We start from the raw sequence: 19,530 nt of genomic DNA on the forward strand, positions 1-19,530 counted from the left end.
GTTGCCGTGGACGACGAGCCGACCGACCCCACCGCGCCGTCGGTCGGGGTCGGGCCGCACCCGCAGCCCTGGCCGGACGACCCGCGGCTCGACCCCGAACTGCTCGCCGCCGGCGACCGCCGCAACGTGCTCGACGAGTACCGCTACTGGCGCCTCGAGGCGATCGTGGCCGACCTCGACACCCGGCGCGCGCCCCTGCACGTGGCGATCCAGAACTGGGAGCACGGCTTCAACATCGGTTCGGTCGTGCGGACGGCGAACGCCTTCAACGTGGTCGGGGTGCACATCCTCGGACGCCGGCGCTGGAACCGGCGCGGGGCGATGGTCACCGACCGCTACCTGCACGTGCACCACCACGCGAGCGTGGAGGAGTTCGTGGCCTGGGCCGAGACGGCCGGAGTGGCGCTGGTGGGCGTCGACAACCTGCCCGGGTCGGTGCCCTTGGAGACCGCCGAACTCCCGGAGGCGTGCTGCCTGGTCTTCGGGTCGGAGGGCCCCGGGCTGACCGACGAGGTCGTCGCGGCCTGCGACCGGCTCGTGGCGATCACCCAGCACGGCTCCACCCGCTCGCTCAACGCCGGTGCCGCAGCCGCGATCGCCATGTACCACTGGTCGCTGCAGCACGCGAGAGCCCTCGACGCGTGAAACCCAAGCCCTCGACGTAGGAAACTCAACGTTCGACCCCGTGTCCCTGGGCACGATGCTCGCGGTGCTGGCGGTCGGGGTCGGGACGGTGGCGTCGAGCCTGCTCGTCACCCGCCGCACGCTGCGCGGCGTCGTGGCCGAGGGGGTCGCCCGGGCCGAGTGACGCCCTTCAGTAGCATGGAGCGCATGAGCCAGCAGCCTGCACCCCCACCCGGAGTGCAGGCTGTCGGCGTCCCAGGCGCCGGCGGCGCCCCCGCCCAGGGCTGGTCCCGTCCACCGCGCGAGGCGCTCGACTTCCCGGTGTTCTTCGACCCCGAGCCGGCGGTCGCCCGCTACCAGCAGTTCCGCAGCGCCATCAAGGGCCGCATCTTCGGGATCGTGCTGTCCCTGGTCATCTGGGGCGTCATCGGCTGGTTCAACCGCGACAACCTCGACACCATGTTCTGGACGATCTTCGGCATCAGCCTCGCCATCTCCATCGCGCTGCTGGTGCGCACCATCGTGCAGTCGGTGCTCGCGAAGCGGGCGATCGGTCGCTTGCACGAGGGACTGGCCCTCGGCATCGGCCGGGGCGGGCTCTACCTCGACGACTACCTGGCCTGGGAGGACGTCGACCACCTCGTCGCCGTCCCCGGCGGGTCGCGCGGATCGGGGCGCCTCGTCGTGGTCGCGACCAACGGCGCCTGGCGAGAGGTGCCCGTCGATTGGCTCAGCCACACCCCGTCCGCGGTCGACAACGCCGTGCGTGCGCTGTCGGGCGACCGGCACCACGTCGACCTGCGGCCGCTCGACAACTGACCCGGCCGGCTGTCGCGGAAGCAGGGTGTCCAGCACCTGAACCTCCGCGTCCGCGAGGTGGCCAGAGTCCCCGTGGGGGGAGCGTCCGCGGCGGATATGCGGTTGAATGGTGGTGTTCGAGGAAGCACCCACCAAGGAGTGACAGATGCCCATTGCAACGCCCGACGTGTACGCCGAGATGATCGACCGTGCGAAGTCGAAGGGCTTCGCCTACCCGGCCATCAACGTGACCTCGTCGCAGACCCTGAATGCGGCCCTCAAGGGCTTCGCGGACGCCGGTAGCGACGGCATCATCCAGTTCTCGACGGGTGGGGCCGAGTACGGCTCCGGCCAAGGCGTCAAGGACATGGTGACCGGCGCCGTCGCGCTCGCCGAGTTCGCGCACGTGGTCGCCGCCAAGTACCCGATCAACGTGGCCATCCACACCGACCACTGCCCCAAGGACAAGCTGGACACCTACGTCCGCCCGCTGCTGGAGATCTCCCGCCAGCGCGTCGCCAACGGCCAGGACCCGCTGTTCCAGTCCCACATGTGGGACGGCTCCGCCGTGCCGATGGACGAGAACCTGAAGATCGGCGAGGAGCTGCTGGCGCTGACCCAGTACAACAAGCAGATCCTCGAGGTCGAGATCGGCGTCGTCGGTGGCGAGGAGGACGGCGTCGCCAACGAGATCAACGAGAAGCTCTACACCACCCCCGAGGACGGCATCCGCACCGCCGAGGCCCTCGGCCTGGGCGAGAAGGGCCGCTACATGGCCGCCTTCACCTTCGGCAACGTGCACGGCGTGTACAAGCCGGGTGCGGTCAAGCTGCGCCCCGAGGTCCTCAAGGACATCCAGGACGCCGTGGCCGCCAAGTACGGCAAGGACAAGCCGTTCGACCTCGTCTTCCACGGTGGCTCGGGCTCCTCGGAGCAGGACATCGCTGACGCGGTGTCCTACGGCGTCATCAAGATGAACGTCGACACCGACACCCAGTACGCGTTCACCCGCCCGGTGGCCGGCTGGATGCTCGCCAACTACGCCGGCGTCCTGAAGATCGACGGCGACGTCGGCAACAAGAAGCAGTACGACCCCCGCGCCTGGGGCAAGGAGGCCGAGAACGCGATGTCCGCGCGCATCGTCCAGGCCTGCCAGGACCTCGGCTCGGTCGGGACCTCCGGCAAGTGAGCCAGTCGGCCTGACGACCACGGACGCCGCGGGTGCAGCTCAGCTGCCCCGCGGCGTCCGCGCGTCCGGGGCCGGTTGGTGCGGGAGGGACCGGGTGGGGCGGTCAGCGGCGGGCGAGCTCGGCGACGACCTCGGCCGCGATGGTGCCGTCGAGGTTGCGGGGCGTCCAGCCCTCGGAGCGGACCCACTCCGAACGGCAGCCCGCGCACGCGAAGACGAGGTACTCGTCGCGCGTCTCGCCGGTGGGTGCCCAGTCGCACTTCGAGAGGCAGGGTTCCTGGCGCAGCGGTCGTGGCATGGGTCGATCCTCTCAGCTGGGCTGCCGGTCCGCGATCCCGAACGTGATGGCCTGCATGGTGTGCAGCAGGCCCCACGACCCGAACAGGTCGTACACGGGGGCGAGCACCCGGCCGACCAGGCCGAACGTGCGGCGTCCGGCGATGCGGGTCACCTCGGACCCTCCGGGCGCCGGGCGCACCTCGAACCGGTCGTAGGTGAGCGTCTCGCCCGCGTACTTGGTGTCCTCGGCCGTGTGCACCCAGGTCACGACCTTGGCGTCCGCCTCGGTGGTCCGGGTGCAGGAGAGCCGCACGGTCAGGGACCTGCCGCCCTTCTCGATCCGGTTGCGCAGGCCGCCCTCGGAGACCTGGGACTTCACCGGGTCGAAGGCCCACAGCGCCAGCAGGGCCGGGTCGGCGAGCGCGGCCACCACGTCCGCCGGCGGCGCGGACACGTAGCGGCGCACGCGCTGCCCGCGGTTGGGCGGGGGCAGCAGGGTGTCGTCGGCCGGGACCGCCTCGGGCGCGTACGGGTCGTCGGCGCCCTCCTTGAGCTCGGGCACGAGGTCCTGCGGCACGACGCCGTCGGCGTGGACGAGCCGCCGCACGATGCCCGACGGCTCCTGCAGCAGGGCGACCAGGGCGGCGTAGGTGTCGGTGAGCGTCACCGACTTGAGCAGGGCGTCGGCCCGGGCGGTGGCGTGCCAGGCGGGGTCGCCCATCTGCATGAAGTGGATGGGGGAGGGCAGGTCGGCGACGTCGATGCCGAGGGTGGCGAGGTCCTCGGCCAGGGCGTCCCGCACCCGGCCGCGGGCCGAGGCGAGCGTGATCCCGTGGCGGCCGAGCAGGGCGGCGGCGGCCCCGCCGACGGCGATGAGCCCGAGGTACAGGTGCTCGACGTCGACCTCGGCCGCGCGGACGCGGGCGGCCTCGCGCCACGCGGCGGTCGTCCAGAGGGCGGAGAGCTGGGTGCGGCTCATCGGGGGTTCCTTTCGCGGAGGTCGGGGGCGATGCGGCGGGCGTGCTTCTTGTGGACGGCCTGGCGGGTGACGCCGAGCGCCTGCGCGATCTCGGGCCACGCGTGGCCCTGGCGCAGCGCGGCCTCCACCTGCAGGTGCTCGAGCTGGTCGGCCAGGCGGCGGAGCGCGGAGACCGCGGCCAGCGCGCGCAGCGGGTCGCTGGTGTCGGACGCCGTGCGGGCCACCCGGTCGGGTCCCGGCTGGGGTTCCGGCCGGGCGTCCGGCTCGGGAGCGGGCGTGGGGGTCATGATGGTCAACCTAGGTTGACACACGGGTGGTTGTCAACCTGGGTTGCTCGCGTGCGGCCTGTAGCGTGGGGACATGCGCTTCGGACCGGCAGAGATCGCGATCCTCGTCCTGATCCTCGGCTTCCTGCTGTTGCTCGTGATCAGCAGGCGGCAGACCCGCCCTGCCTCCGAGGTGCTGGAGCAGATCTTCGACGAGCCCGCCACCCCCATCCCCGGCCGCAAGGCGCGGGTGTGGGCGCTCGGGGTGCTGAACGAGGCCGGTGTCGACGCCGAGGCGGACCCGGTCTACGCCATGAAGGTGCTGCGCCAGGCCGAGCCGCGGCTCAACCTGATCGCTGCGAAGGTGCTCGTCGACACCATCACCCGGTACTGACGCCGTCCTTCAGCCCCGCGCCGGATGCCGCCCAGCGCCGTGCCGCCGATGTAGAGCCCCGTCGCCGCGGACGCCCACGTCGGGGCGACCTCCTCCCGCAGGTAGGCGGCGGCCACCGCCGGGAGGCCGGCGACCGCGAACCCCAGCACCGCGCGCAGCGCCAGCAGCAGTCCCCACGACGGCGCGACCGCCGTCCCGATCGCGACCAGGGCGGCCACGAGCAGGGTGGCGCGCATGAGGGTGAGGCGACCCACGGCGTCCGAGAGGGGGCCGAACACCAGCAGGGCCCGGCGAGGAACAGCGCCACCGTGATGCGTTGGTACTCGGGGTCGCCCGGACGCCAACCCGCCGACCCGTCCGAAGCCATGGAAACCATCTTGCCCCCACTAGGCTGACGCCCATGTCGAGTGACGCGCGCACCCTCCTGCTGGCCGCCCCCGTCGGGCGCACCGAGCTCCCGGCCGACGAGGCCCTCGACGACATCGTGAACCTCGGCGACGGCTCCTTCCTCGACGTCGTCGCGCGCCACCCCGCCTCGTCGCTGGGCTGGGCGCTGCTCGCGGAGGGGTCGCTGAGCGCGCACACCACCCAGGGCGACCTGTCGGCGTACGCCTTCGCGCGCACCGGCTACCACCGCGGGCTGGACGCCCTCCGTCGCGCCGGTTGGCGGGGCAAGGGGCCGATCCCGTGGGGGCACGAGCCGAACCAGGGCTTCCTGCGCGCGCTCTGGGCGCTGGCCTGCGCGGCGCGGCGGATCGGCGAGCAGGCCGAGTACGAGCGCTGCGTGCTGTTCCTGCTCGAGGCGTCCGAGGAGGCCTACGTCGAGCTGGCCCGCACCCGTCCGCTGACCCTGTGAGCGCGGCGGCCGGGGTCCGCCGTGCGGGACCCACGGCGTCCGAACATCGTTTCGGATAGGCTGACCCGGTAAGAGCCCGGCAAGCCTTGCCCGGGCTTTCGCTTTGCAAGAAGGGGCAACGCATGCCTGGGATCGTCGTGATCGGCACGCAGTGGGGTGACGAGGGCAAGGGGAAGGCGACCGACCAGCTGGGCGACCAGGTCGACTACACGGTCCGCTACTCCGGCGGCAACAACGCCGGCCACACCCTCGTCGTCAACGGCGAGAAGTACGCGCTGCACCTGCTGCCCAGCGGCATCCTGAACCCCGGCATCCCGGTGATCGGCAACGGCGTCGTCGTCGACCTCGAGGTGCTGTTCAGCGAGATCGACGCCCTGAACGCCCGCGGCGTCGACACCTCGCGGCTCATCATCAGCGCGAACGCGCACATCATCACGCCGTACCACAAGGTGCTCGACAAGGTCACCGAGCGGTTCCTCGGCAAGCGCAAGATCGGCACCACCGGCCGCGGCGTCGGCCCGGCGTACGCCGACAAGATCAACCGCGTGGGCATCCGTATCCAGGACCTCCTGGACGAGGAACTGCTGCGCGACAAGGTAGAGGCCTCGCTGAAGCAGAAGAACCAGCTGCTGGTGAAGGTCTACAACCAGATGGAGGTCGACGCGACCGAGGTCGCCGACCACCTGCTCAGCTTCGCCGACCGCGTGCGCCCGATGGTGCGCGACGTCGCCCGAGAACTCAACGACGCCCTCGACGAGGGCCAGCTGGTCGTGTTCGAGGGCGCGCAGGCGCACCACCTGGACGTCGACCACGGCACCTACCCGTACGTCACCTCGTCGAACCCGATCGCGGCCGGCGCGTGCACCGGCTCCGGCGTGGGCCCGACCCGGCTGGACCGCATCGTCGGCATCGCCAAGGCCTACACCACCCGTGTGGGCGAGGGCCCGTTCCCGACCGAGCTCCTCGACGAGGACGGCGACCGCCTCCGCAACGACGGCGGCGAGTTCGGCACCACAACCGGGCGCCCGCGCCGCTGCGGCTGGTTCGACCCGCTCGTGGTCGAGGCCGCCTGCACCTACAACGGCGTCACCGACGTGTTCCTCACCAAGCTGGACATCCTCACCGGCTGGGAGAAGATCCCGGTCTGCGTGGCCTACGAGGTCGACGGGCGCCGGCTCGAGCACTACCCGGTGCTGATGAACGACCTCGTCAAGGCCGAGCCGATCTATGAGTACCTCGACGGCTGGACCGAGGACATCTCCGGGTGCCGCACCTTCGACGAGCTGCCCGCCACGTGCCAGGCATACGTGAAGCGCCTCGAGGAGCTGATCCGCTGCCGCATCTCCGGCATCGGCGTCGGCCCGGGCCGCGAGCAGGCGGTCATGATCCACGACCTGGTCTGATGCACCTCCTCTACGACGCCGACTGCGGGTTCTGCTCGCGGTCGGCGTCGTGGCTTGTCGCGTGGGGCGTCCCGGGGGTGCGGTCGATGCAGTCGGTCGACCTGCCGTCCCTCGGCGTGGACGCCGCGCGCGCCGGTCGCGAGATCCCGGCCGTGCTGGCCGACGGACGCGTGGTCTACGGGGCCCGTGCGATCGGGGAGGCGTTGCGGTTCGGACCGCTCTGGTTGCGGGTGGCCGGCTGGCTGGTGCGTGGGCCGCTGGCGTGGCCCGCCGCGCTGGTCTACCGGGTCGTCGCCCGCTTCCGGCACCTGCTGCCCGGCGGCACGGGGGAGTGCCGGCTGGGCTGATCGACGCGTCATACTCGGGCCCGATTTGGGTCAGGGGGTTCGCCTGAACCTTTGCCGAATGTCGGGCCGGAACCATCAAAGATCCGGGGTCCGATTTGACGGTTCCAGGCGTTCCAACGTCAAGAGTTCGAGGAGACACCATCCCTTCGGCGTCGCCGGGCCCCTGAACGCGTGCCCTCGTGGCCGCATGGCGGGCCGAGTTCGAGGCGTGGCACTAGGGTGGACGCACCGACGAGGGAGGGCAGCATGCGCGCGGTCAGGCTCCACGGGGTGGGCGATCTGAGGATCACCGACGACCCCATGCCCCAGGAGATCGAGGGATTCACCCGGGTGCGGATCGGCGCGGTCGGCCTGTGCGGCTCCGACCTGCACTGGTTCTCCGAAGGGGGCATCGGTGACGTGCGCATCGAGCACCCGAGCATCCCCGGCCACGAGCAGGGCGGCGTCGCGCTCGACGGCCCGTACGCCGGCCGCGTGGTCGCGATCGACCCTGCCCTGCCCTGCCGCCAGTGCGCGCGCTGCCTCGAGGGCAACACCAACCTCTGCCCACGGATCGCCTTCTCCGGCAACGCCGGCCTCGACGGCGGCCTGTGCGAGGTGATGAGCTGGCCGACGCACGCGGTCGTCCCGCTGCCCGACGGCATGACCGCCGAGGACGCCGCGATGCTCGAGCCGCTCGGGGTCGCGGTCCACGCGTGGGACCTCGGCCACGTGAAGCTCGGCGACCGCGTCGCCGTGGTGGGCGCCGGGCCGATCGGGCTCTTCCTGGTCCAGCTGGCCGCGCGCAGCCTCACCGCCGAGGTCGTCGCCGTCGAGCCACTCGAGCACCGCCGGGACGCCGCCGTCCGCCTGGGTGCCGATGCCGCGTTCGCGCCCGGTGAGGTCGCGGTCGCCGACTTCGACGTCGTGTTCGAGGCCTGCGGCCTGCCGGACGCCGTGGCCGAGACCGCCGTGCTCGCCCGGCCCGGCGGGCGCCTGGTCATCGCCGGCATCCCCGAGGAGGACGAGTACGCGTTCCCGGCGTCCGCGGTGCGGCGCAAGGGTCTCACCATCGCGGTCGTGCGCCGCATGAAGGACGTCTACCCGCGCGCCATCGCGCTGGTCGAACGCGGGCAGGTCGACGTGCGGGCCGTGGTCAGCCACCGCTTCGACCTCGCCGACTCGACCGAGGCGTTCACCTTCGCCGCCGGGCGGGGCGGGCTCAAGGTGCTGATCACCTCAGGTGACGCCGCGGCGCACCCCGAGCCCTCCCGCGGAGTCCGCGTCGGCGGGGACCCCACCTGACATGGCGGTGTCGGGGGAGATCACGGTCCGCGAGCGCATCCAGTTCGCGTCGGGTGACTTCTTCGTGGGCGGCGGGGCGTCCCTGCTCAGCGTGCTCTACCTGATCTTCCTCACCGACGTCGTCAAGCTCGCGCCCGGGCTGGCCGGCACCGCCGTGCTCGTCGCCAAGCTGTGGGACGCCGTCAACGACCCGCTGACCGGGTCCATCTCCGACCGGGTGCGCACCCGCTGGGGCCGGCGGCGTCCGTTCATCTTCGTGGGCGCGCTGCTGCTGGTGCCGGTGATGGCGCTGTTCTGGCTGCCGGACCCGCCTCCCGCCTCCCAAGTTGGGTGGCCGTCTGGGCCGCGCTGACCTACATCGCCTACAACACCGTGCAGACGGTCGTGTCGGTGCCGTACTCGAGCCTGTCCACCGAGGTGAGCGCCGACTTCGACCAGCGCAACAAGGTCAACGTGCTGCGGCTGCTGTTCTCGACGGTCGCCAGCGCCGGCACCACGCTGCTGGCCGCACGGCTGTTCGACGACTACCGCCACGGACGCCTCGAGCTCGGCGAGCTCTACCTCGTCATCGTGCTCGGCTTCGGCGGCGTGTTCGCGCTGATCATGCTCGGGGTGGCCCTGTTCACCCGCGAACGCGTGCCCGCGCCGGCCCGGGTCGAGCCGTTCACGCTGGCGGGCTTTCTCGCTCCGCTGCGGCTGAGCCCGTACCGGCGGCTGCTGGGCATGTACCTGTGCCAGGCCCTCGCCTTCGACGTGATCACCGCGACCGTCATGTACTACACGCTCTACGTGGTCACCGGGGTCAGCTCGCAGGTGCTGCTGGGCATCTTCATCGCCGTCAACGTGCTGGCGTTCCCGGTGGTCAACGTGCTGGTCGGCCGCGTCGACAAGCACCGGATCTACCGCACCCTGCTGCCGATCGCCGTAGCGATGGTGTTTCGTGGTGGCGCTGTTCCCGCGCGGCGCGAACCCGGTCCTGCTGTACGCGGCGACCGTCGTGATGGCGGTCGGGTTCGTGGGCGCGCAGCTGATGAGCTGGGTGATGTTCCCCGACGTGCTGGACGCCGCCGAGCTCGCCACCGGGCAGCGCAACGCGGGCGGCTTCACCGGCCTGATGACGTTCATCCGCGGCCTGGCGACGGCGCTGACGATCCAGCTCGTCGCGCTCGTGCTGCAGCTCACCGGCTACCGGGCGCCCGTCGGCACCGAGGTGGTCGCGCAGCCCGAGGCGGTGCAGTGGGGGATCCGGCTCACGCTGCTGGTCGCGGTCGCCGTGCTGCTGTCCCTGGGCTGGTGGATCGCGCGCCGCTACCCGCTCACGCTGGCCCGCTGTCGCGCGATGCAGGACGAACTGGCCGCCCGCCGCGGGGGTGCGCCCGCGTCGGTAGGCTGACGGCCGTGTCCCGTGAACTGACCGTCCTCGTCCTCGGCAACGGGGGCCGCGAGCACGCGCTCGCCCTGGCCCTGCACCGCGACCCCTCGGTCGTCGCCCTCCACTGCGCCCCCGGCAACCCCGGCACCGCCGCGATCGCGACCAACCACGCGGTCGACGCGAGCGACGGCGACGCGGTGGTGGCTCTGGCCCGCGAGGTCGGGGCGACCCTGGTGGTCGTGGGTCCCGAGGCGCCCTTGGTGGCCGGGGTCGCGGACGCCGTGCGCGCCGCCGGGATCGCCTGCTTCGGGCCGTCGGCCGAGGCCGCCCGGATCGAGGGTTCCAAGCAGTTCGCCAAGGAGGTCATGGAGGCCGCAGGCGTGCCCACCGCAGCCTCGGTCTACTGCACCACCGTCGACGAGGTCGCCGCGGCGATCGACCGGTTCGGCCCGCCCTACGTCGTCAAGCAGGACGGACTGGCCGCCGGCAAGGGCGTCATCGTCACCTCCGACCGGGACGCCGCGCTCGAGCACGCTGACGGCGCCCTGCCCGCCATCGTCGAGGAGTACCTCGACGGTCCCGAGGTGTCGCTGTTCGCGATCACCGACGGGGTCACCGCACTGCCGCTGCAGCCCGCCCAGGACTTCAAGCGGGCCCTCGACGGCGACGAGGGCCCCAACACCGGCGGCATGGGCGCCTACACGCCGCTGCCGTGGGCGCCAGACGGGCTCGTCGAGGCCATCATGCGCGACGTCGTGCAGCCCACCGTGGACGCGATGGCCCGTCGGGGCACCCCCTTCACCGGGTTGTTGTACGCGGGGCTCGCGCTGACCTCGCGGGGGCTGCGCGTCGTCGAGTTCAACTGCCGCTTCGGCGACCCCGAGACCCAGGCGGTGCTGTCGCTGCTCGACTCGCCGTTGGGCGCGGTGCTGGACGCCGCGGCGTCCGGTCGTCTCGCCGACGTGGGCGAGCTGCGCTGGTCCGACAACGCGGCCGTCGTGGTCGTGCTGGCCGCCGACGGCTACCCGGGCACCGCTGCGGCCGGCGGACGGATCGCCGGGCCGCGACTGTTCGGCTCCGACGACGCGGTGAGCATCCTGCACGCCGGCACGGCGCTGTCCGGGGACGACCTGGTCGCCGCCGGCGGCCGTGTGCTGGGAGTTGTGGCGCGGGCGTCCGATCTGGGCGCGGCGCGCGAGCAGGCGTACGGCGCCATCGACGCGCTCGACGCGCCCACGCTGTTCTGCCGGCGTGACATCGCTGAGCGGGCGGCGTCCGGTCTGATCGGGACGCCGGCGCTCTGAGGCGGGGTGCGGTCCCGAAGGTGGTGGACATGTCGACGACCGAATGCCGCCTGCGACGCTGGCACCCCGAGGACGCCGCCGTGCTGTACGCCGCAGTGCAGGATGAGGAGATCGCCCGCCAATTGCCGCCGCTCGAGACCGACCCGACGCCCGCGCGTACGCCGCATCATTGAGCAGGTGCTCTGATCATCATCATGCCTGACTTGTCGCATCATGATGCTAGCCTTGGTGCATGAGGACGACGATCACGGTGGCCGACGATGTCGCGGCCGAGATGGAGCGGCTGCGCCGCGAACAGGGGCTGGGCCCCAGCGAGGCGCTGAACCTGCTGGCGCGCCGCGGCATGACCGCTCCGCGCGTCGACTACGTGTACACCCCGATCACCTTTGACATGGGCTACACCATCGATGTCACCAACATTGGCGAGGTGCTCGACATGCTCGATCAGTGGGAGCTGGAGGAGCGCGCGTGATCGTCGACGCCAACGTGCTGCTGTACGCCGTGGCTCAGCAGTCGCCGCACCATCGGGCTGCAGCCGCGTGGCTGGACCGGGCGCTGGCGGGGGGCACCCGTGTCGGCCTGCCCTGGCAGACGATCGGCGCCTTCCTGCGCATCAGCACGCACCCGCGCATCCCCACCGTGTCGCTCACGCCCGGGCAGGCCCACGAGGTGATGGAGGGATGGCTCAGGTCTCCTGCCGTGTGGGTCCCGCCCGCGACGGAACGCACGGTGGCGATCTACACAGAGCTTGCCCTGCGGCACCACGTCACGGGGAACCTCGTGACCGATGCCCAACTGGCCGCCCTCGCGCTGGAGTACGGCGTGGCCGTGGTGTCGGCCGACAGCGACTTCGCCCGCTTCACCGAGGTGCGTTGGATCAACCCCCTGACCGAACGCACCGAGGCCTGAGGCCCGTTCGCGGCCGGACGCCGTGGGCGTGCGTCGAGCCGCCCGTGGGAGAATGCGGGCCATGACCGTCCCGAACGTGTTGGCCACCCGTTACGCGTCGCCCGCCATGCGCGACATCTGGAGCCCCGAGCACAAGATCGTCGCCGAGCGCCGCCTGTGGCTGGCCGTGATCGAGGCGCAGCGCGACCTGGGCGTGGACTTCGGCGGGGCCGACCCCGACGCGGTGCTCGACGCCTACCGCGCGGTCATCGACAGCGTCGACCTCGACTCCATCGCCGCGCGCGAGCGGGTGACCCGCCACGACGTGAAGGCCCGGATCGAGGAGTTCAACGACCTCGCCGGCCACGAGCACGTCCACAAGGGCATGACCTCCCGCGACCTCACCGAGAACGTCGAGCAGTACCAGGTGCTCGCCTCGCTGAAGCTGGTGCGCGAGCGCATCGTGACCGTCCTGGTGTCGCTCAGCCGCCTCGCCGTGCAGTACCGCGACCAGGCCATCGCCGGCCGCTCGCACAACGTGGCCGCCCAGATGACCACGCTCGGCAAGCGGTTCGCCACGGCGATCGATGAGCTGCTGGTCGCCTACGAGCGCGTCGACCAGCTCATCGACCGCTACCCGGCCCGCGGCATCAAGGGCCCGGTCGGCACCGCCCAGGACATGCTCGACCTGCTCGGCGGCGACGCCGCCAAGCTCGCCGACCTGGAGCAGCGGGTCGCCAAGCACCTCGGCTTCGAGCGCGTGCTCACCTCGACCGGCCAGGTGTACCCGCGCAGCCTGGACGTCGACGTGCTCTCGGCGCTCAGCCAGGTGGCTGCGGCGCCGTCGAACGTGGCGACCTCCATCCGGTTGATGGCGGGCGCCGAGCTCGTGACCGAGGGCTTCAAGGAGGGCCAGGTCGGCTCGTCCGCGATGCCGCACAAGATGAACACCCGCTCCTGCGAGCGCGTCAACGGCTTCGCGGTCATCCTGCGCGGCTACCTGTCGATGGTCGGCGAGTTGGCCGGCGACCAGTGGAACGAGGGCGACGTCTCCTGCTCCGTGGTCCGCCGCGTCGCCCTGCCGGACGCCTTCTACGCCCTCGACGGCCTCTTCGAGACCTTCCTCACCGTGCTCGGCGAGTTCGGCGCGTTCCCGGCCGTCATCGAGGCCGAGCTGCAGCGCTACCTGCCGTTCCTGACCACCACCAAGGTGCTCATGGCCGCGGTCCGCCACGGCGTCGGCCGCGAGGCGGCCCACGAGGCGATCAAGGAGCACGCGGTCGGCGTCGCACTCGCCATGCGCCAGGGGCAGAAGGAGAACGACCTGCTCGACCGCCTCGCCGCCGACCCGCGGCTCGGCGTCTCCCGTGAGGTGCTCGCGGACGCCGTGGCGAACCCGCTGGACCTCACCGGCTCCGCCGCCGCCCAGGTCCACGCCGTGGTCGAGCGCGTGCGTGAGCTCGCGGTGAAGCACCCCGAGGGCGCCTCCTACGCCCCCGGCGCCGTCCTGTAGGTCGCGCCACCACAGCGACGGACGATGACTTGCGGGGCGCGCAGAATCGCCCTTTCCCCGGCGTGACGTGAGTGGAACCGCTGATTTGTGACCGCATGGTTACCGAATTTCGCGCCCGAAGCGTGGACAGGCCCCACCGCCTCCTCGGTAGGTTCTCCCCCATGGCTGAGCCGCTCGTGGTCCTCAAGGACGTCAACAAGCACTACGGGGACATGCACGCCCTCAAGCAGATCAACCTGACGATCGGCAAGGGCGAGGTCGTGGTGCTCATCGGCCCGTCCGGGTCGGGCAAGTCGACGCTGATCCGGACGATCAACCGCCTCGAGACGATCACCGACGGCACGATCACCATCGACGGCGTCGTGCTGCCCGAGGAGGGCAAGGGCCTGGCCAAGCTGCGCTCCGACGTCGGCATGGTGTTCCAGTCCTTCAACCTGTTCGCCCACAAGACGATCCTCGAGAACGTCACCCTCGGCCCGATCAAGGTGCGCGGCATGAAGAAGGCCGACGCCGACGCCAAGGCCATGGAGCTGCTCAAGCGCGTGGGCGTCGACCACCAGGCCGCCAAGTACCCGGCCCAGCTCTCGGGTGGCCAGCAGCAGCGCGTCGCGATCGCGCGCTCGCTCGCCATGGAGCCCAAGGTGATGCTCTTCGACGAGCCGACCTCCGCGCTCGACCCCGAGATGATCAACGAGGTCCTCGACGTCATGATCCAGCTCGCCAAGTCGGGCATGACGATGGTCGTCGTCACCCACGAGATGGGCTTCGCCCGCAAGGCGGCCGACCGCGTCGTGTTCCTGGCAGACGGCCAGATCGTCGAGGAGGCCGACCCCGACGAGTTCTTCACCAACCCCCAGTCGGACCGCGCCAAGGACTTCCTCGGCAAGATCCTGACCAAGTGACCCCTGTCCGAACCACAACCGATTCGCCACCACCTGCAAGAGGAGAAACCACCATGTTGACCAAGAAGCTGATCGCCGCCGCCGCCTCGGCGGGCCTGGCGCTCACCCTGGCCGCCTGTGGCGGCGGTACGGCCACCCCGGGTGCCGGCGGGGCCGGTGCCGGCGACGGCATCACCATCGGCATCAAGTTCGACCAGCCCGGCCTCGGCCTGAAGGAGGGCGACGCCTACAGCGGCTTCGACGTCGAGGTCGCCAAGTACGTCGCGAAGGAGCTCGGCCACGAGGAGGGCGCCATCAAGTGGGTCGAGTCGCCCAGCGCGCAGCGCGAGACCCTCATCGAGACCGACCAGGTCGACCTGATCTTCGCCACCTACTCGATCACCGACAAGCGCAAGGAGCGCGTCTCCTTCGCCGGCCCGTACTTCATCGCAGGCCAGGGACTCCTGGTGCGCGCCGACGAGGCCGACATCAAGGGCCAGGACACCCTGGGCGGCAAGAAGCTCTGCTCGGTCACGGGTTCGACCCCCGCGCAGAAGATCAAGGACGCCTACCCCGACGTCGAGCTGCAGGAGTTCGGCACCTACTCCGAGTGCCTCCCGGCCCTGCTGAACGGCACCATCGACGCCGTCACCACCGACGACACGATCCTCGCCGGTTTCGCCGCCCAGCAGCAGTACGCGGGCAAGCTGAAGCTTGTGGGTGAGCCCTTCACCACCGAGAACTACGGCGTCGGCCTGAAGAAGGGCGACACCGCGCTGTGCGAGAAGGTCAACGCCGCCATCACCAAGATGGTCGAGGACGGCGCCTGGGAGGCCGCGATCGAGGAGACCCTCGGCGCGGCCGACTACACCCCCGGCCCCGGCAACCCGCCGACCCCGGCCGCCTGCTCCTGATCCCGTGCTGAGGGTGGGCGCGTCGCACCAGCGTGCGGCGCGCCCACCCCACGCTGACCTGTCCCACCAACGCTGACCCAACAACTCGGAGGGGGCGCATGCTCGACATCCTCGCGCGGTACGACATCGTCGGGGCGTTCTGGATGACCATCCAGTTGTCCTTCTGGGCGGCCCTCGGGTCGCTCGTCCTCGGCACGATCCTGGCCGTCATGCGGGTCTCGCCGGTGACGGTGCTCCAGAAGCTCGGCGCCTTCTACGTCAACGTCGCCCGCAACACGCCGCTGACCCTGATCCTGGTGTTCTGCGTGCTGGGCGCCTTCTACATCCTCCAGATCTCGCTCGCCCCGGCGAGCGCGCCGCTGCGCACGCAGATCTTCCTCTGGGCCCTCGTCGGGTTGTCCGCCTACCACGCCGCGTTCGTGTGCGAGGCGCTCCGCTCGGGCGTCAACACCGTGCCGGTCGGGCAGGCCGAGGCGGCCCGCGCGATCGGCCTGACGTTCACCCAGTCGCTGTCGCAGGTGATCCTGCCGCAGGCGTTCCGCGGTGCGATCGCGCCCCTCGGCTCGGTGCTGATCGCGCTGATCAAGAACACCACCGTGGCCTCGATCATCGGCAGCCAGGAGGCCTCGGCGATGATGAAGACGATCGTCGAGAACGAGACCGGCTCCCTGATCGTGTTCTTCATCTTCGCCCTCGGCTTCGTCATCCTGACCCTCCCGATCGGCGTCGGCTTCACCGAGCTCTCGCGTCGCCTGGCGGTGAAGCGATGAGCGCACAAGCCGTCCTGTTCGACGCGCCCGGCCCCAAGGCCCGCCGTCGCCACGCGATCCTGACCGTGCTGGGCCTCCTGGCGGCCGCCGGCCTCATCGGTGCCTTCACCTGGCGGCTGTACGAGACCGCCCAGCTCGAGCCCCAGCTGTGGACGCCGTTCCTCGACGGGGCCACCTGGACCCAGTACCTGCTGCCCGGCCTGTGGAACACCCTGAAGGCCGCGCTGGTCTCGGTCGTCTTCGCCATCGTGTTCGGCCTCATCTTCGGCATGGGCCGCCTCTCGCAGATCAAGCCCCTGCGCTGGGCGTGCGGCGTGATCGTGGAGTTCTTCCGCGCCGTCCCGGTGCTGCTGATGATGACGTTCCTGTTCTACTTCATGGCCCGGAACCTGGGCGTGCCCGGTGCGGCGGCGTCCTTCTGGGCCGTCGTCATCGGCCTGACCCTGTACAACGGCTCGGTCATCGCCGAACTGGTGCGCTCCGGCGTCCACCAGCTGCCCAAGGGGCAGGGCGAGGCCGGTCTCGCGATCGGCCTGACCCCGGCACAGACGCTGCGGTCGATCCAGCTGCCGCAGGCGCTGACCGCGATGCTGCCGGCGCTGATGAGCCAGCTCGTCGTCATCCTCAAGGACAGCGCCTTGGGCACCGCGATCACCTACCCCGAGCTGATCGCCGCCGCGCGCCAGCTCGGATCGCGCCACGGCAACGTCATCGCCGCCTACCTGGTGGTCGGCCTGATCTTCGTGCTGATCAACTGGCTGCTGACGATCGCCGCCGGCCGCCTCGAGCGGTTCATCAACCGTCGCGGCCACACCGCCGCAGCGGCCACGACCGCGGCGTCCACCCTCGTGCAGGGTGGCGGCGCCCCCGGTGAGTTCGGGGCCAACATCGCCGACGCCGTCGAGGAAGAGGTCGACGACTGGCGGCGCGAACGCCACCACCGCTGACCTGCGGAGCACCGACCGGGCCGGACGCTGGGCGTCCGGCCCGGTCGTGTGTTCGGGGTCGGTCGGGACTGTCGGTCGGAGCCGGTCAGGCCGGGGCCGCGACGTCGCGCAGCAGCCACGAGACGGCCTGCGCGCCGGTCCACCCGTCGGGGTGCTCGGCCTGCAGGCCGTGCGCGCCGGCGAGGTCGGAGCCCAGGGTGACCGCGGGCTCCTCGACGTAGCCGCCCTTGCGGCGCTGGGGCATGCCGATGTTGGCGAACAGGGCGTTGCACAGGCACTTGCGTCCGTCAGTCTGCTGGACGTCGCCGCCCTTGCGCTCGAACATGTGCACGGGCTCGGACGCGCAGCGGTAGACGACCTTGCCCTCGGCCGTCTCGGCGGGCTGGCGCAGGTAGCCGAGGTCGCAGATCCGGTCGCGGGCGGCGTACACCTCGGGCTCGGACAGCGTGCCGGCCAACCGCGCCACCTTGAACGGGAACCCCGTCGGCGAGGCCAGCGCGTCGTTCTTCACCGTCAGCGTGCCCGCGCGCAGTTCGTCGAGCAGCTGCCCGCGGATCTCGTCGGTCAGCCCCGACTCGGCGGCGAGGGCGAAGATCGTGCCGCACTGGACGCCCTGGGCCCCGGCCCGCACCGCCGCCGCGACCTTCTCGGGGGTCGACCAGGCGCCGGCCAACCAGAACGGCAGGCCGAGGGCCACCATCTTCTCGATGTCGGCCTCGTCCTTGGGGGAGTAGATCGGCTCGCCGTTCTCGTCGAGGGTGAGCTTGCCGCGCGGGGGAGCGCTGTGGCCGCCGGCGACCGGCCCCTCGACGACGAAGCCGTCGGGGCGGATCTCGGGGTCGCGGGCGAGGTAACCGCCCAGCACGTGCAGGGAGATGATCGCGATGAACTCGGGCCGCTTGAGCTGGTCGACCGCGTCGCCGAGGTAGGTCACCGGGTCCAGCACCGCGGTGTGGGTGCGGGTCTGGGACTCGACCTCGATGGTCAGGCGGCCGGGGCGTCCGGCGGCGAACTCGGTGAGCACCCGCGGCATCTCCTTCGGGATGCCCGCGCCCATCAGAACGTAGTCGACGCCCGCCAGCATCGCGCCGAGCGTGGCCGAGAGCGTCGCGGTCTGGATCTTCTGCAGGAAGTTGATGCCCACCACGCCGTCGTGGCCCTCCTTGGCCAACCAGACGTCGACGAAGTTTCCGACCAGGCTGAGCTCGATCGCCGCGCGGCTGGGGGAGATGGTGAGCGTGGGGTGGGGGCGGTAGGGCTGCCCCTCGGCGCGCCCGCCGGGCAGGAAGTAGGCGGCCAGCACCCGCTCGGCGATCTCGGGGACGGGGAAGTGCGCGATCGCGCGGCGGACGTGGCCGCCGGGGTCACCGTCCTGCAGCACGCGCGCGACGACGCCGTCGAGGGCGGTGCCGGACACGACGCCCAGCTGGCCGGACCGCGCGACCGCGTTGGCCAGCTGCCACGAGGACACGGCGACGCCCATGCCGCCCTGGATGATGGTCGGGTGGGTTCGGGACATCACGGAGCCGTTCACTAGGGGGCGTGTTCTCAACCTACGGTAACGTAGGTTGTGGCGTCCTGAAAGTGAAGGTGACCGTGGTTGCCATCAGGCCAGAGCGATCGCCGAGTCGAAGCGACGGTCGGTGCCGTCCACCGGGTCGACGAACGACAACGTGCGCGCGACCAGCCGCAACGGTTCTGCCGGGTCCTCGGGAGCGTCGGAGACCGTCGGGTAGAGCGGGTCGCCCACGATCGGCGCCCCCAGCCCGGCCAGGTGCACGCGCAGCTGGTGCGTGCGGCCGGTGCGCGGCTCGAGCCGGTAGAGGCCGTGGACGCCGCGGGTGCCGACGAGCGTGACCAAGGTCTCGGCGTTGGGCTCCGCGTCGGGGACCTCGACCGCCTGCAGGTGGCCCCGGAGCTTGACGATGTGGGAGCGGACGAGCGTCGGCTCGGCCAGCGCGGGCAGGGCGGGGGCGAGCGCCTCGTACGTCTTGGTGGCGGTGCGCCGCTCGAAGAGCTGCTGATAGGGCGCACGCCACGCCGGATCCGTGGTGAACAGCAGCACCCCGGCGGTCAGCCGGTCGAGCCGGTGGGCGGGCGCGAGGTCGGGCAGGTCGAGCTGGCGGCGGAGCTTGACCAGCGCGGACGCCTGCACGTGGCCCCCGCGCGGGATCGTCGCGAGGAAGTGCGGCTTGTCCACCACCACGATGCGGTCGTCCCGGTGCAGGACGACCAGGTCGGGGACGTCTGCCTCGGGCGCGGCGTCCTTGTGGAACCAGATGAAGGTCGCCGGGGTGTACGGGGCGTCCGGCCCGATCGCGACCCCCTGACCGTCGACGAACCGGCCCACGGCGAGCCAGTCGTCCACGGGCACCCGCTCGGGGAGCCGGGCGCGCAGGAAGTCGCGCATCGTGGCGAACGGCGCCGGGGTGTCACCGACGCGCGCGGGCGTGCGGACCCACACGGCGTCCAGCCCCGCCCGCTGGGGCAGCGGCGAGCGTGCGCGTCGGCGTCCCACCCCG

The 19,530-nt window shown here is 71.4% G+C and carries 26 protein-coding genes and 1 pseudogene; 21 read left to right on the top strand and 6 right to left on the bottom strand.

All coding sequences use genetic code 11. The features are described from left to right. Positions 1 to 6: 6 nt before the first annotated feature. The 4 genes from J4N02_RS04300 to fbaA all read left to right on the top strand — a co-directional run bounded on the left by J4N02_RS04300 (position 7) and on the right by fbaA (position 2,611). Positions 7 to 645 carry a TrmH family RNA methyltransferase gene (locus J4N02_RS04300; RefSeq protein ID WP_188332700.1) on the top strand — a complete coding sequence of 213 codons (639 nt, stop codon included), beginning with the start codon at positions 7 to 9 and terminating at the stop codon, positions 643 to 645. A 40-nt stretch (positions 646 to 685) separates the two neighbouring features. Beyond that, positions 686 to 808, top strand: a complete 123-nt coding sequence (locus tag J4N02_RS17050) for a hypothetical protein (RefSeq protein WP_255437043.1) — start codon at positions 686 to 688, stop codon at positions 806 to 808. 23 nt (positions 809 to 831) lie between these two features. Further along, positions 832 to 1,443 (top strand): hypothetical protein, encoded by a 612-nt coding sequence (locus J4N02_RS04305; RefSeq protein WP_188332519.1) that lies wholly within the window; start codon positions 832 to 834, stop codon positions 1,441 to 1,443. A gap of 145 nt (positions 1,444 to 1,588) precedes the next feature. Beyond that, positions 1,589 to 2,611 carry a class II fructose-bisphosphate aldolase gene (gene fbaA, locus J4N02_RS04310; RefSeq protein ID WP_188332520.1) on the top strand — a complete coding sequence of 341 codons (1,023 nt, stop codon included), beginning with the start codon at positions 1,589 to 1,591 and terminating at the stop codon, positions 2,609 to 2,611. A 103-nt stretch (positions 2,612 to 2,714) separates the two neighbouring features. On the opposite strand, the gene J4N02_RS04315 is transcribed toward fbaA, so the two are convergent. Genes J4N02_RS04315 through J4N02_RS04325 form a run of 3 tightly spaced genes read right to left on the bottom strand, consistent with a single transcriptional unit; the run spans position 2,715 to position 4,093 of the window. Next, positions 2,715 to 2,909 (bottom strand): hypothetical protein, encoded by a 195-nt coding sequence (locus J4N02_RS04315; protein ID WP_182814369.1) that lies wholly within the window; start codon positions 2,907 to 2,909, stop codon positions 2,715 to 2,717. 12 nt (positions 2,910 to 2,921) lie between these two features. Next, on the bottom strand, positions 2,922 to 3,869 hold the full coding sequence (locus J4N02_RS04320) for a Clp protease N-terminal domain-containing protein (RefSeq protein ID WP_188332521.1): 948 nt from the start codon (positions 3,867 to 3,869) through the stop codon (positions 2,922 to 2,924). Next, on the bottom strand, positions 3,866 to 4,093 hold the full coding sequence (locus J4N02_RS04325) for a hypothetical protein (RefSeq protein ID WP_182814609.1): 228 nt from the start codon (positions 4,091 to 4,093) through the stop codon (positions 3,866 to 3,868). Before J4N02_RS04325 ends, J4N02_RS04320 begins: the two co-directional genes overlap by 4 nt. 136 nt (positions 4,094 to 4,229) lie before the next feature. On the opposite strand from J4N02_RS04325, the gene J4N02_RS04330 reads away from it, so the two are divergent. Continuing rightward, positions 4,230 to 4,529, top strand: a complete 300-nt coding sequence (locus J4N02_RS04330) for a hypothetical protein (RefSeq protein WP_182814371.1) — start codon at positions 4,230 to 4,232, stop codon at positions 4,527 to 4,529. Here the strand turns inward: J4N02_RS04330 and J4N02_RS04335 are convergent. Next, the gene (locus tag J4N02_RS04335) at positions 4,442 to 4,807 is read right to left on the bottom strand and encodes an MFS transporter (protein ID WP_182814372.1); all 366 of its coding nucleotides are present in this window, start codon (positions 4,805 to 4,807) and stop codon (positions 4,442 to 4,444) included. The genes J4N02_RS04330 and J4N02_RS04335 overlap by 88 nt on opposite strands. Before the next feature lie 122 nt (positions 4,808 to 4,929). Here J4N02_RS04335 and J4N02_RS04340 point away from each other — a divergent pair, with 122 nt between their 5' ends. The 16 genes and pseudogenes from J4N02_RS04340 (at position 4,930) to J4N02_RS04405 (ending at position 17,008) form a co-directional block, all read left to right on the top strand. Further along, the gene (locus J4N02_RS04340) at positions 4,930 to 5,385 is read left to right on the top strand and encodes a DUF3151 domain-containing protein (RefSeq protein ID WP_188332522.1); all 456 of its coding nucleotides are present in this window, start codon (positions 4,930 to 4,932) and stop codon (positions 5,383 to 5,385) included. A gap of 122 nt (positions 5,386 to 5,507) precedes the next feature. After that, complete coding sequence (locus J4N02_RS04345; protein ID WP_188332523.1) at positions 5,508 to 6,788, top strand: adenylosuccinate synthase; 1,281 nt, start codon at positions 5,508 to 5,510, stop codon at positions 6,786 to 6,788. Further along, positions 6,788 to 7,135, top strand: coding sequence for a thiol-disulfide oxidoreductase DCC family protein (locus J4N02_RS04350; protein WP_188332524.1), 348 nt, complete (start codon positions 6,788 to 6,790; stop codon positions 7,133 to 7,135). The genes J4N02_RS04345 and J4N02_RS04350 overlap by 1 nt, the downstream gene beginning before the upstream one ends. 270 nt (positions 7,136 to 7,405) lie before the next feature. Further along, entirely contained in the window at positions 7,406 to 8,419 is a 1,014-nt protein-coding gene (locus tag J4N02_RS04355; protein WP_243760867.1) for a zinc-binding dehydrogenase, read from the top strand. A 1-nt stretch (position 8,420) separates the two neighbouring features. Continuing rightward, the gene (locus J4N02_RS17055) at positions 8,421 to 8,771 is read left to right on the top strand and encodes an MFS transporter (protein ID WP_188332526.1); all 351 of its coding nucleotides are present in this window, start codon (positions 8,421 to 8,423) and stop codon (positions 8,769 to 8,771) included. Positions 8,772 to 8,809: 38 nt separating this feature from the next. Further along, positions 8,810 to 9,292: pseudogene (locus J4N02_RS17350) on the top strand (MFS transporter); the annotation flags it as partial. Positions 9,293 to 9,359: 67 nt separating this feature from the next. Then, the gene (locus tag J4N02_RS17065) at positions 9,360 to 9,812 is read left to right on the top strand and encodes an MFS transporter (protein ID WP_260519441.1); all 453 of its coding nucleotides are present in this window, start codon (positions 9,360 to 9,362) and stop codon (positions 9,810 to 9,812) included. 17 nt (positions 9,813 to 9,829) lie between these two features. Then, entirely contained in the window at positions 9,830 to 11,095 is a 1,266-nt protein-coding gene (purD, locus tag J4N02_RS16750; RefSeq protein WP_223202105.1) for a phosphoribosylamine--glycine ligase, read from the top strand. Between the two features lie 29 nt (positions 11,096 to 11,124). Then, positions 11,125 to 11,268 (top strand): hypothetical protein, encoded by a 144-nt coding sequence (locus J4N02_RS04370; RefSeq protein ID WP_182814378.1) that lies wholly within the window; start codon positions 11,125 to 11,127, stop codon positions 11,266 to 11,268. Positions 11,269 to 11,327: 59 nt separating this feature from the next. After that, positions 11,328 to 11,567: a CopG family transcriptional regulator gene (locus J4N02_RS04375; RefSeq protein WP_182814379.1), complete on the top strand. Its 240-nt coding sequence runs from the start codon at positions 11,328 to 11,330 to the stop codon at positions 11,565 to 11,567. Beyond that, entirely contained in the window at positions 11,564 to 12,004 is a 441-nt protein-coding gene (locus J4N02_RS04380) for a TA system VapC family ribonuclease toxin (RefSeq protein ID WP_188332528.1), read from the top strand. Before J4N02_RS04375 ends, J4N02_RS04380 begins: the two co-directional genes overlap by 4 nt. Positions 12,005 to 12,065: 61 nt before the next feature. Further along, positions 12,066 to 13,496 carry an adenylosuccinate lyase gene (purB, locus tag J4N02_RS04385; protein WP_188332529.1) on the top strand — a complete coding sequence of 477 codons (1,431 nt, stop codon included), beginning with the start codon at positions 12,066 to 12,068 and terminating at the stop codon, positions 13,494 to 13,496. Positions 13,497 to 13,657: 161 nt separating this feature from the next. Beyond that, positions 13,658 to 14,398, top strand: coding sequence for an amino acid ABC transporter ATP-binding protein (locus tag J4N02_RS04390; protein WP_182814382.1), 741 nt, complete (start codon positions 13,658 to 13,660; stop codon positions 14,396 to 14,398). Positions 14,399 to 14,451: 53 nt separating this feature from the next. Beyond that, positions 14,452 to 15,291 carry a glutamate ABC transporter substrate-binding protein gene (locus J4N02_RS04395; protein ID WP_188332530.1) on the top strand — a complete coding sequence of 280 codons (840 nt, stop codon included), beginning with the start codon at positions 14,452 to 14,454 and terminating at the stop codon, positions 15,289 to 15,291. A 98-nt stretch (positions 15,292 to 15,389) separates the two neighbouring features. Continuing rightward, positions 15,390 to 16,061 carry an amino acid ABC transporter permease gene (locus J4N02_RS04400; protein ID WP_182814384.1) on the top strand — a complete coding sequence of 224 codons (672 nt, stop codon included), beginning with the start codon at positions 15,390 to 15,392 and terminating at the stop codon, positions 16,059 to 16,061. Beyond that, entirely contained in the window at positions 16,058 to 17,008 is a 951-nt protein-coding gene (locus tag J4N02_RS04405; RefSeq protein WP_188332531.1) for an amino acid ABC transporter permease, read from the top strand. Before J4N02_RS04400 ends, J4N02_RS04405 begins: the two co-directional genes overlap by 4 nt. 85 nt (positions 17,009 to 17,093) lie before the next feature. On the opposite strand, the gene J4N02_RS04410 is transcribed toward J4N02_RS04405, so the two are convergent. Both J4N02_RS04410 and J4N02_RS04415 read right to left on the bottom strand, forming a co-directional pair. After that, positions 17,094 to 18,527: a nitronate monooxygenase gene (locus J4N02_RS04410; RefSeq protein WP_208091128.1), complete on the bottom strand. Its 1,434-nt coding sequence runs from the start codon at positions 18,525 to 18,527 to the stop codon at positions 17,094 to 17,096. A gap of 87 nt (positions 18,528 to 18,614) precedes the next feature. Then, on the bottom strand, positions 18,615 to 19,418 hold the full coding sequence (locus J4N02_RS04415) for a pseudouridine synthase (protein WP_208091202.1): 804 nt from the start codon (positions 19,416 to 19,418) through the stop codon (positions 18,615 to 18,617). Positions 19,419 to 19,530 lie beyond the last annotated feature (112 nt).

This window comes from Propioniciclava sp. MC1595 (genome assembly GCF_017569205.1).
Lineage (GTDB): Bacteria > Actinomycetota > Actinomycetes > Propionibacteriales > Propionibacteriaceae > Propioniciclava.

Coding starts and splice junctions, on each gene's coding strand:
- J4N02_RS04400 (WP_182814384.1), top strand. CDS start 15,390: ATGCTCGACATCCTCGCGCGGTACGACATCGTCGGGGCGTTCTGGATG.
- J4N02_RS04340 (WP_188332522.1), top strand. CDS start 4,930: ATGTCGAGTGACGCGCGCACCCTCCTGCTGGCCGCCCCCGTCGGGCGC.
- J4N02_RS04395 (WP_188332530.1), top strand. CDS start 14,452: ATGTTGACCAAGAAGCTGATCGCCGCCGCCGCCTCGGCGGGCCTGGCG.
- J4N02_RS04350 (WP_188332524.1), top strand. CDS start 6,788: ATGCACCTCCTCTACGACGCCGACTGCGGGTTCTGCTCGCGGTCGGCG.
- J4N02_RS04330 (WP_182814371.1), top strand. CDS start 4,230: ATGCGCTTCGGACCGGCAGAGATCGCGATCCTCGTCCTGATCCTCGGC.
- J4N02_RS17055 (WP_188332526.1), top strand. CDS start 8,421: ATGGCGGTGTCGGGGGAGATCACGGTCCGCGAGCGCATCCAGTTCGCG.
- J4N02_RS04305 (WP_188332519.1), top strand. CDS start 832: ATGAGCCAGCAGCCTGCACCCCCACCCGGAGTGCAGGCTGTCGGCGTC.
- J4N02_RS04375 (WP_182814379.1), top strand. CDS start 11,328: ATGAGGACGACGATCACGGTGGCCGACGATGTCGCGGCCGAGATGGAG.
- J4N02_RS04345 (WP_188332523.1), top strand. CDS start 5,508: ATGCCTGGGATCGTCGTGATCGGCACGCAGTGGGGTGACGAGGGCAAG.
- J4N02_RS04320 (WP_188332521.1), bottom strand. CDS start 3,869: ATGAGCCGCACCCAGCTCTCCGCCCTCTGGACGACCGCCGCGTGGCGC.
- fbaA (WP_188332520.1), top strand. CDS start 1,589: ATGCCCATTGCAACGCCCGACGTGTACGCCGAGATGATCGACCGTGCG.
- J4N02_RS04415 (WP_208091202.1), bottom strand. CDS start 19,418: ATGCGCGACTTCCTGCGCGCCCGGCTCCCCGAGCGGGTGCCCGTGGAC.
- J4N02_RS04405 (WP_188332531.1), top strand. CDS start 16,058: ATGAGCGCACAAGCCGTCCTGTTCGACGCGCCCGGCCCCAAGGCCCGC.
- J4N02_RS04370 (WP_182814378.1), top strand. CDS start 11,125: ATGTCGACGACCGAATGCCGCCTGCGACGCTGGCACCCCGAGGACGCC.
- purB (WP_188332529.1), top strand. CDS start 12,066: ATGACCGTCCCGAACGTGTTGGCCACCCGTTACGCGTCGCCCGCCATG.
- J4N02_RS04315 (WP_182814369.1), bottom strand. CDS start 2,909: ATGCCACGACCGCTGCGCCAGGAACCCTGCCTCTCGAAGTGCGACTGG.
- J4N02_RS04410 (WP_208091128.1), bottom strand. CDS start 18,527: ATGTCCCGAACCCACCCGACCATCATCCAGGGCGGCATGGGCGTCGCC.
- J4N02_RS04390 (WP_182814382.1), top strand. CDS start 13,658: ATGGCTGAGCCGCTCGTGGTCCTCAAGGACGTCAACAAGCACTACGGG.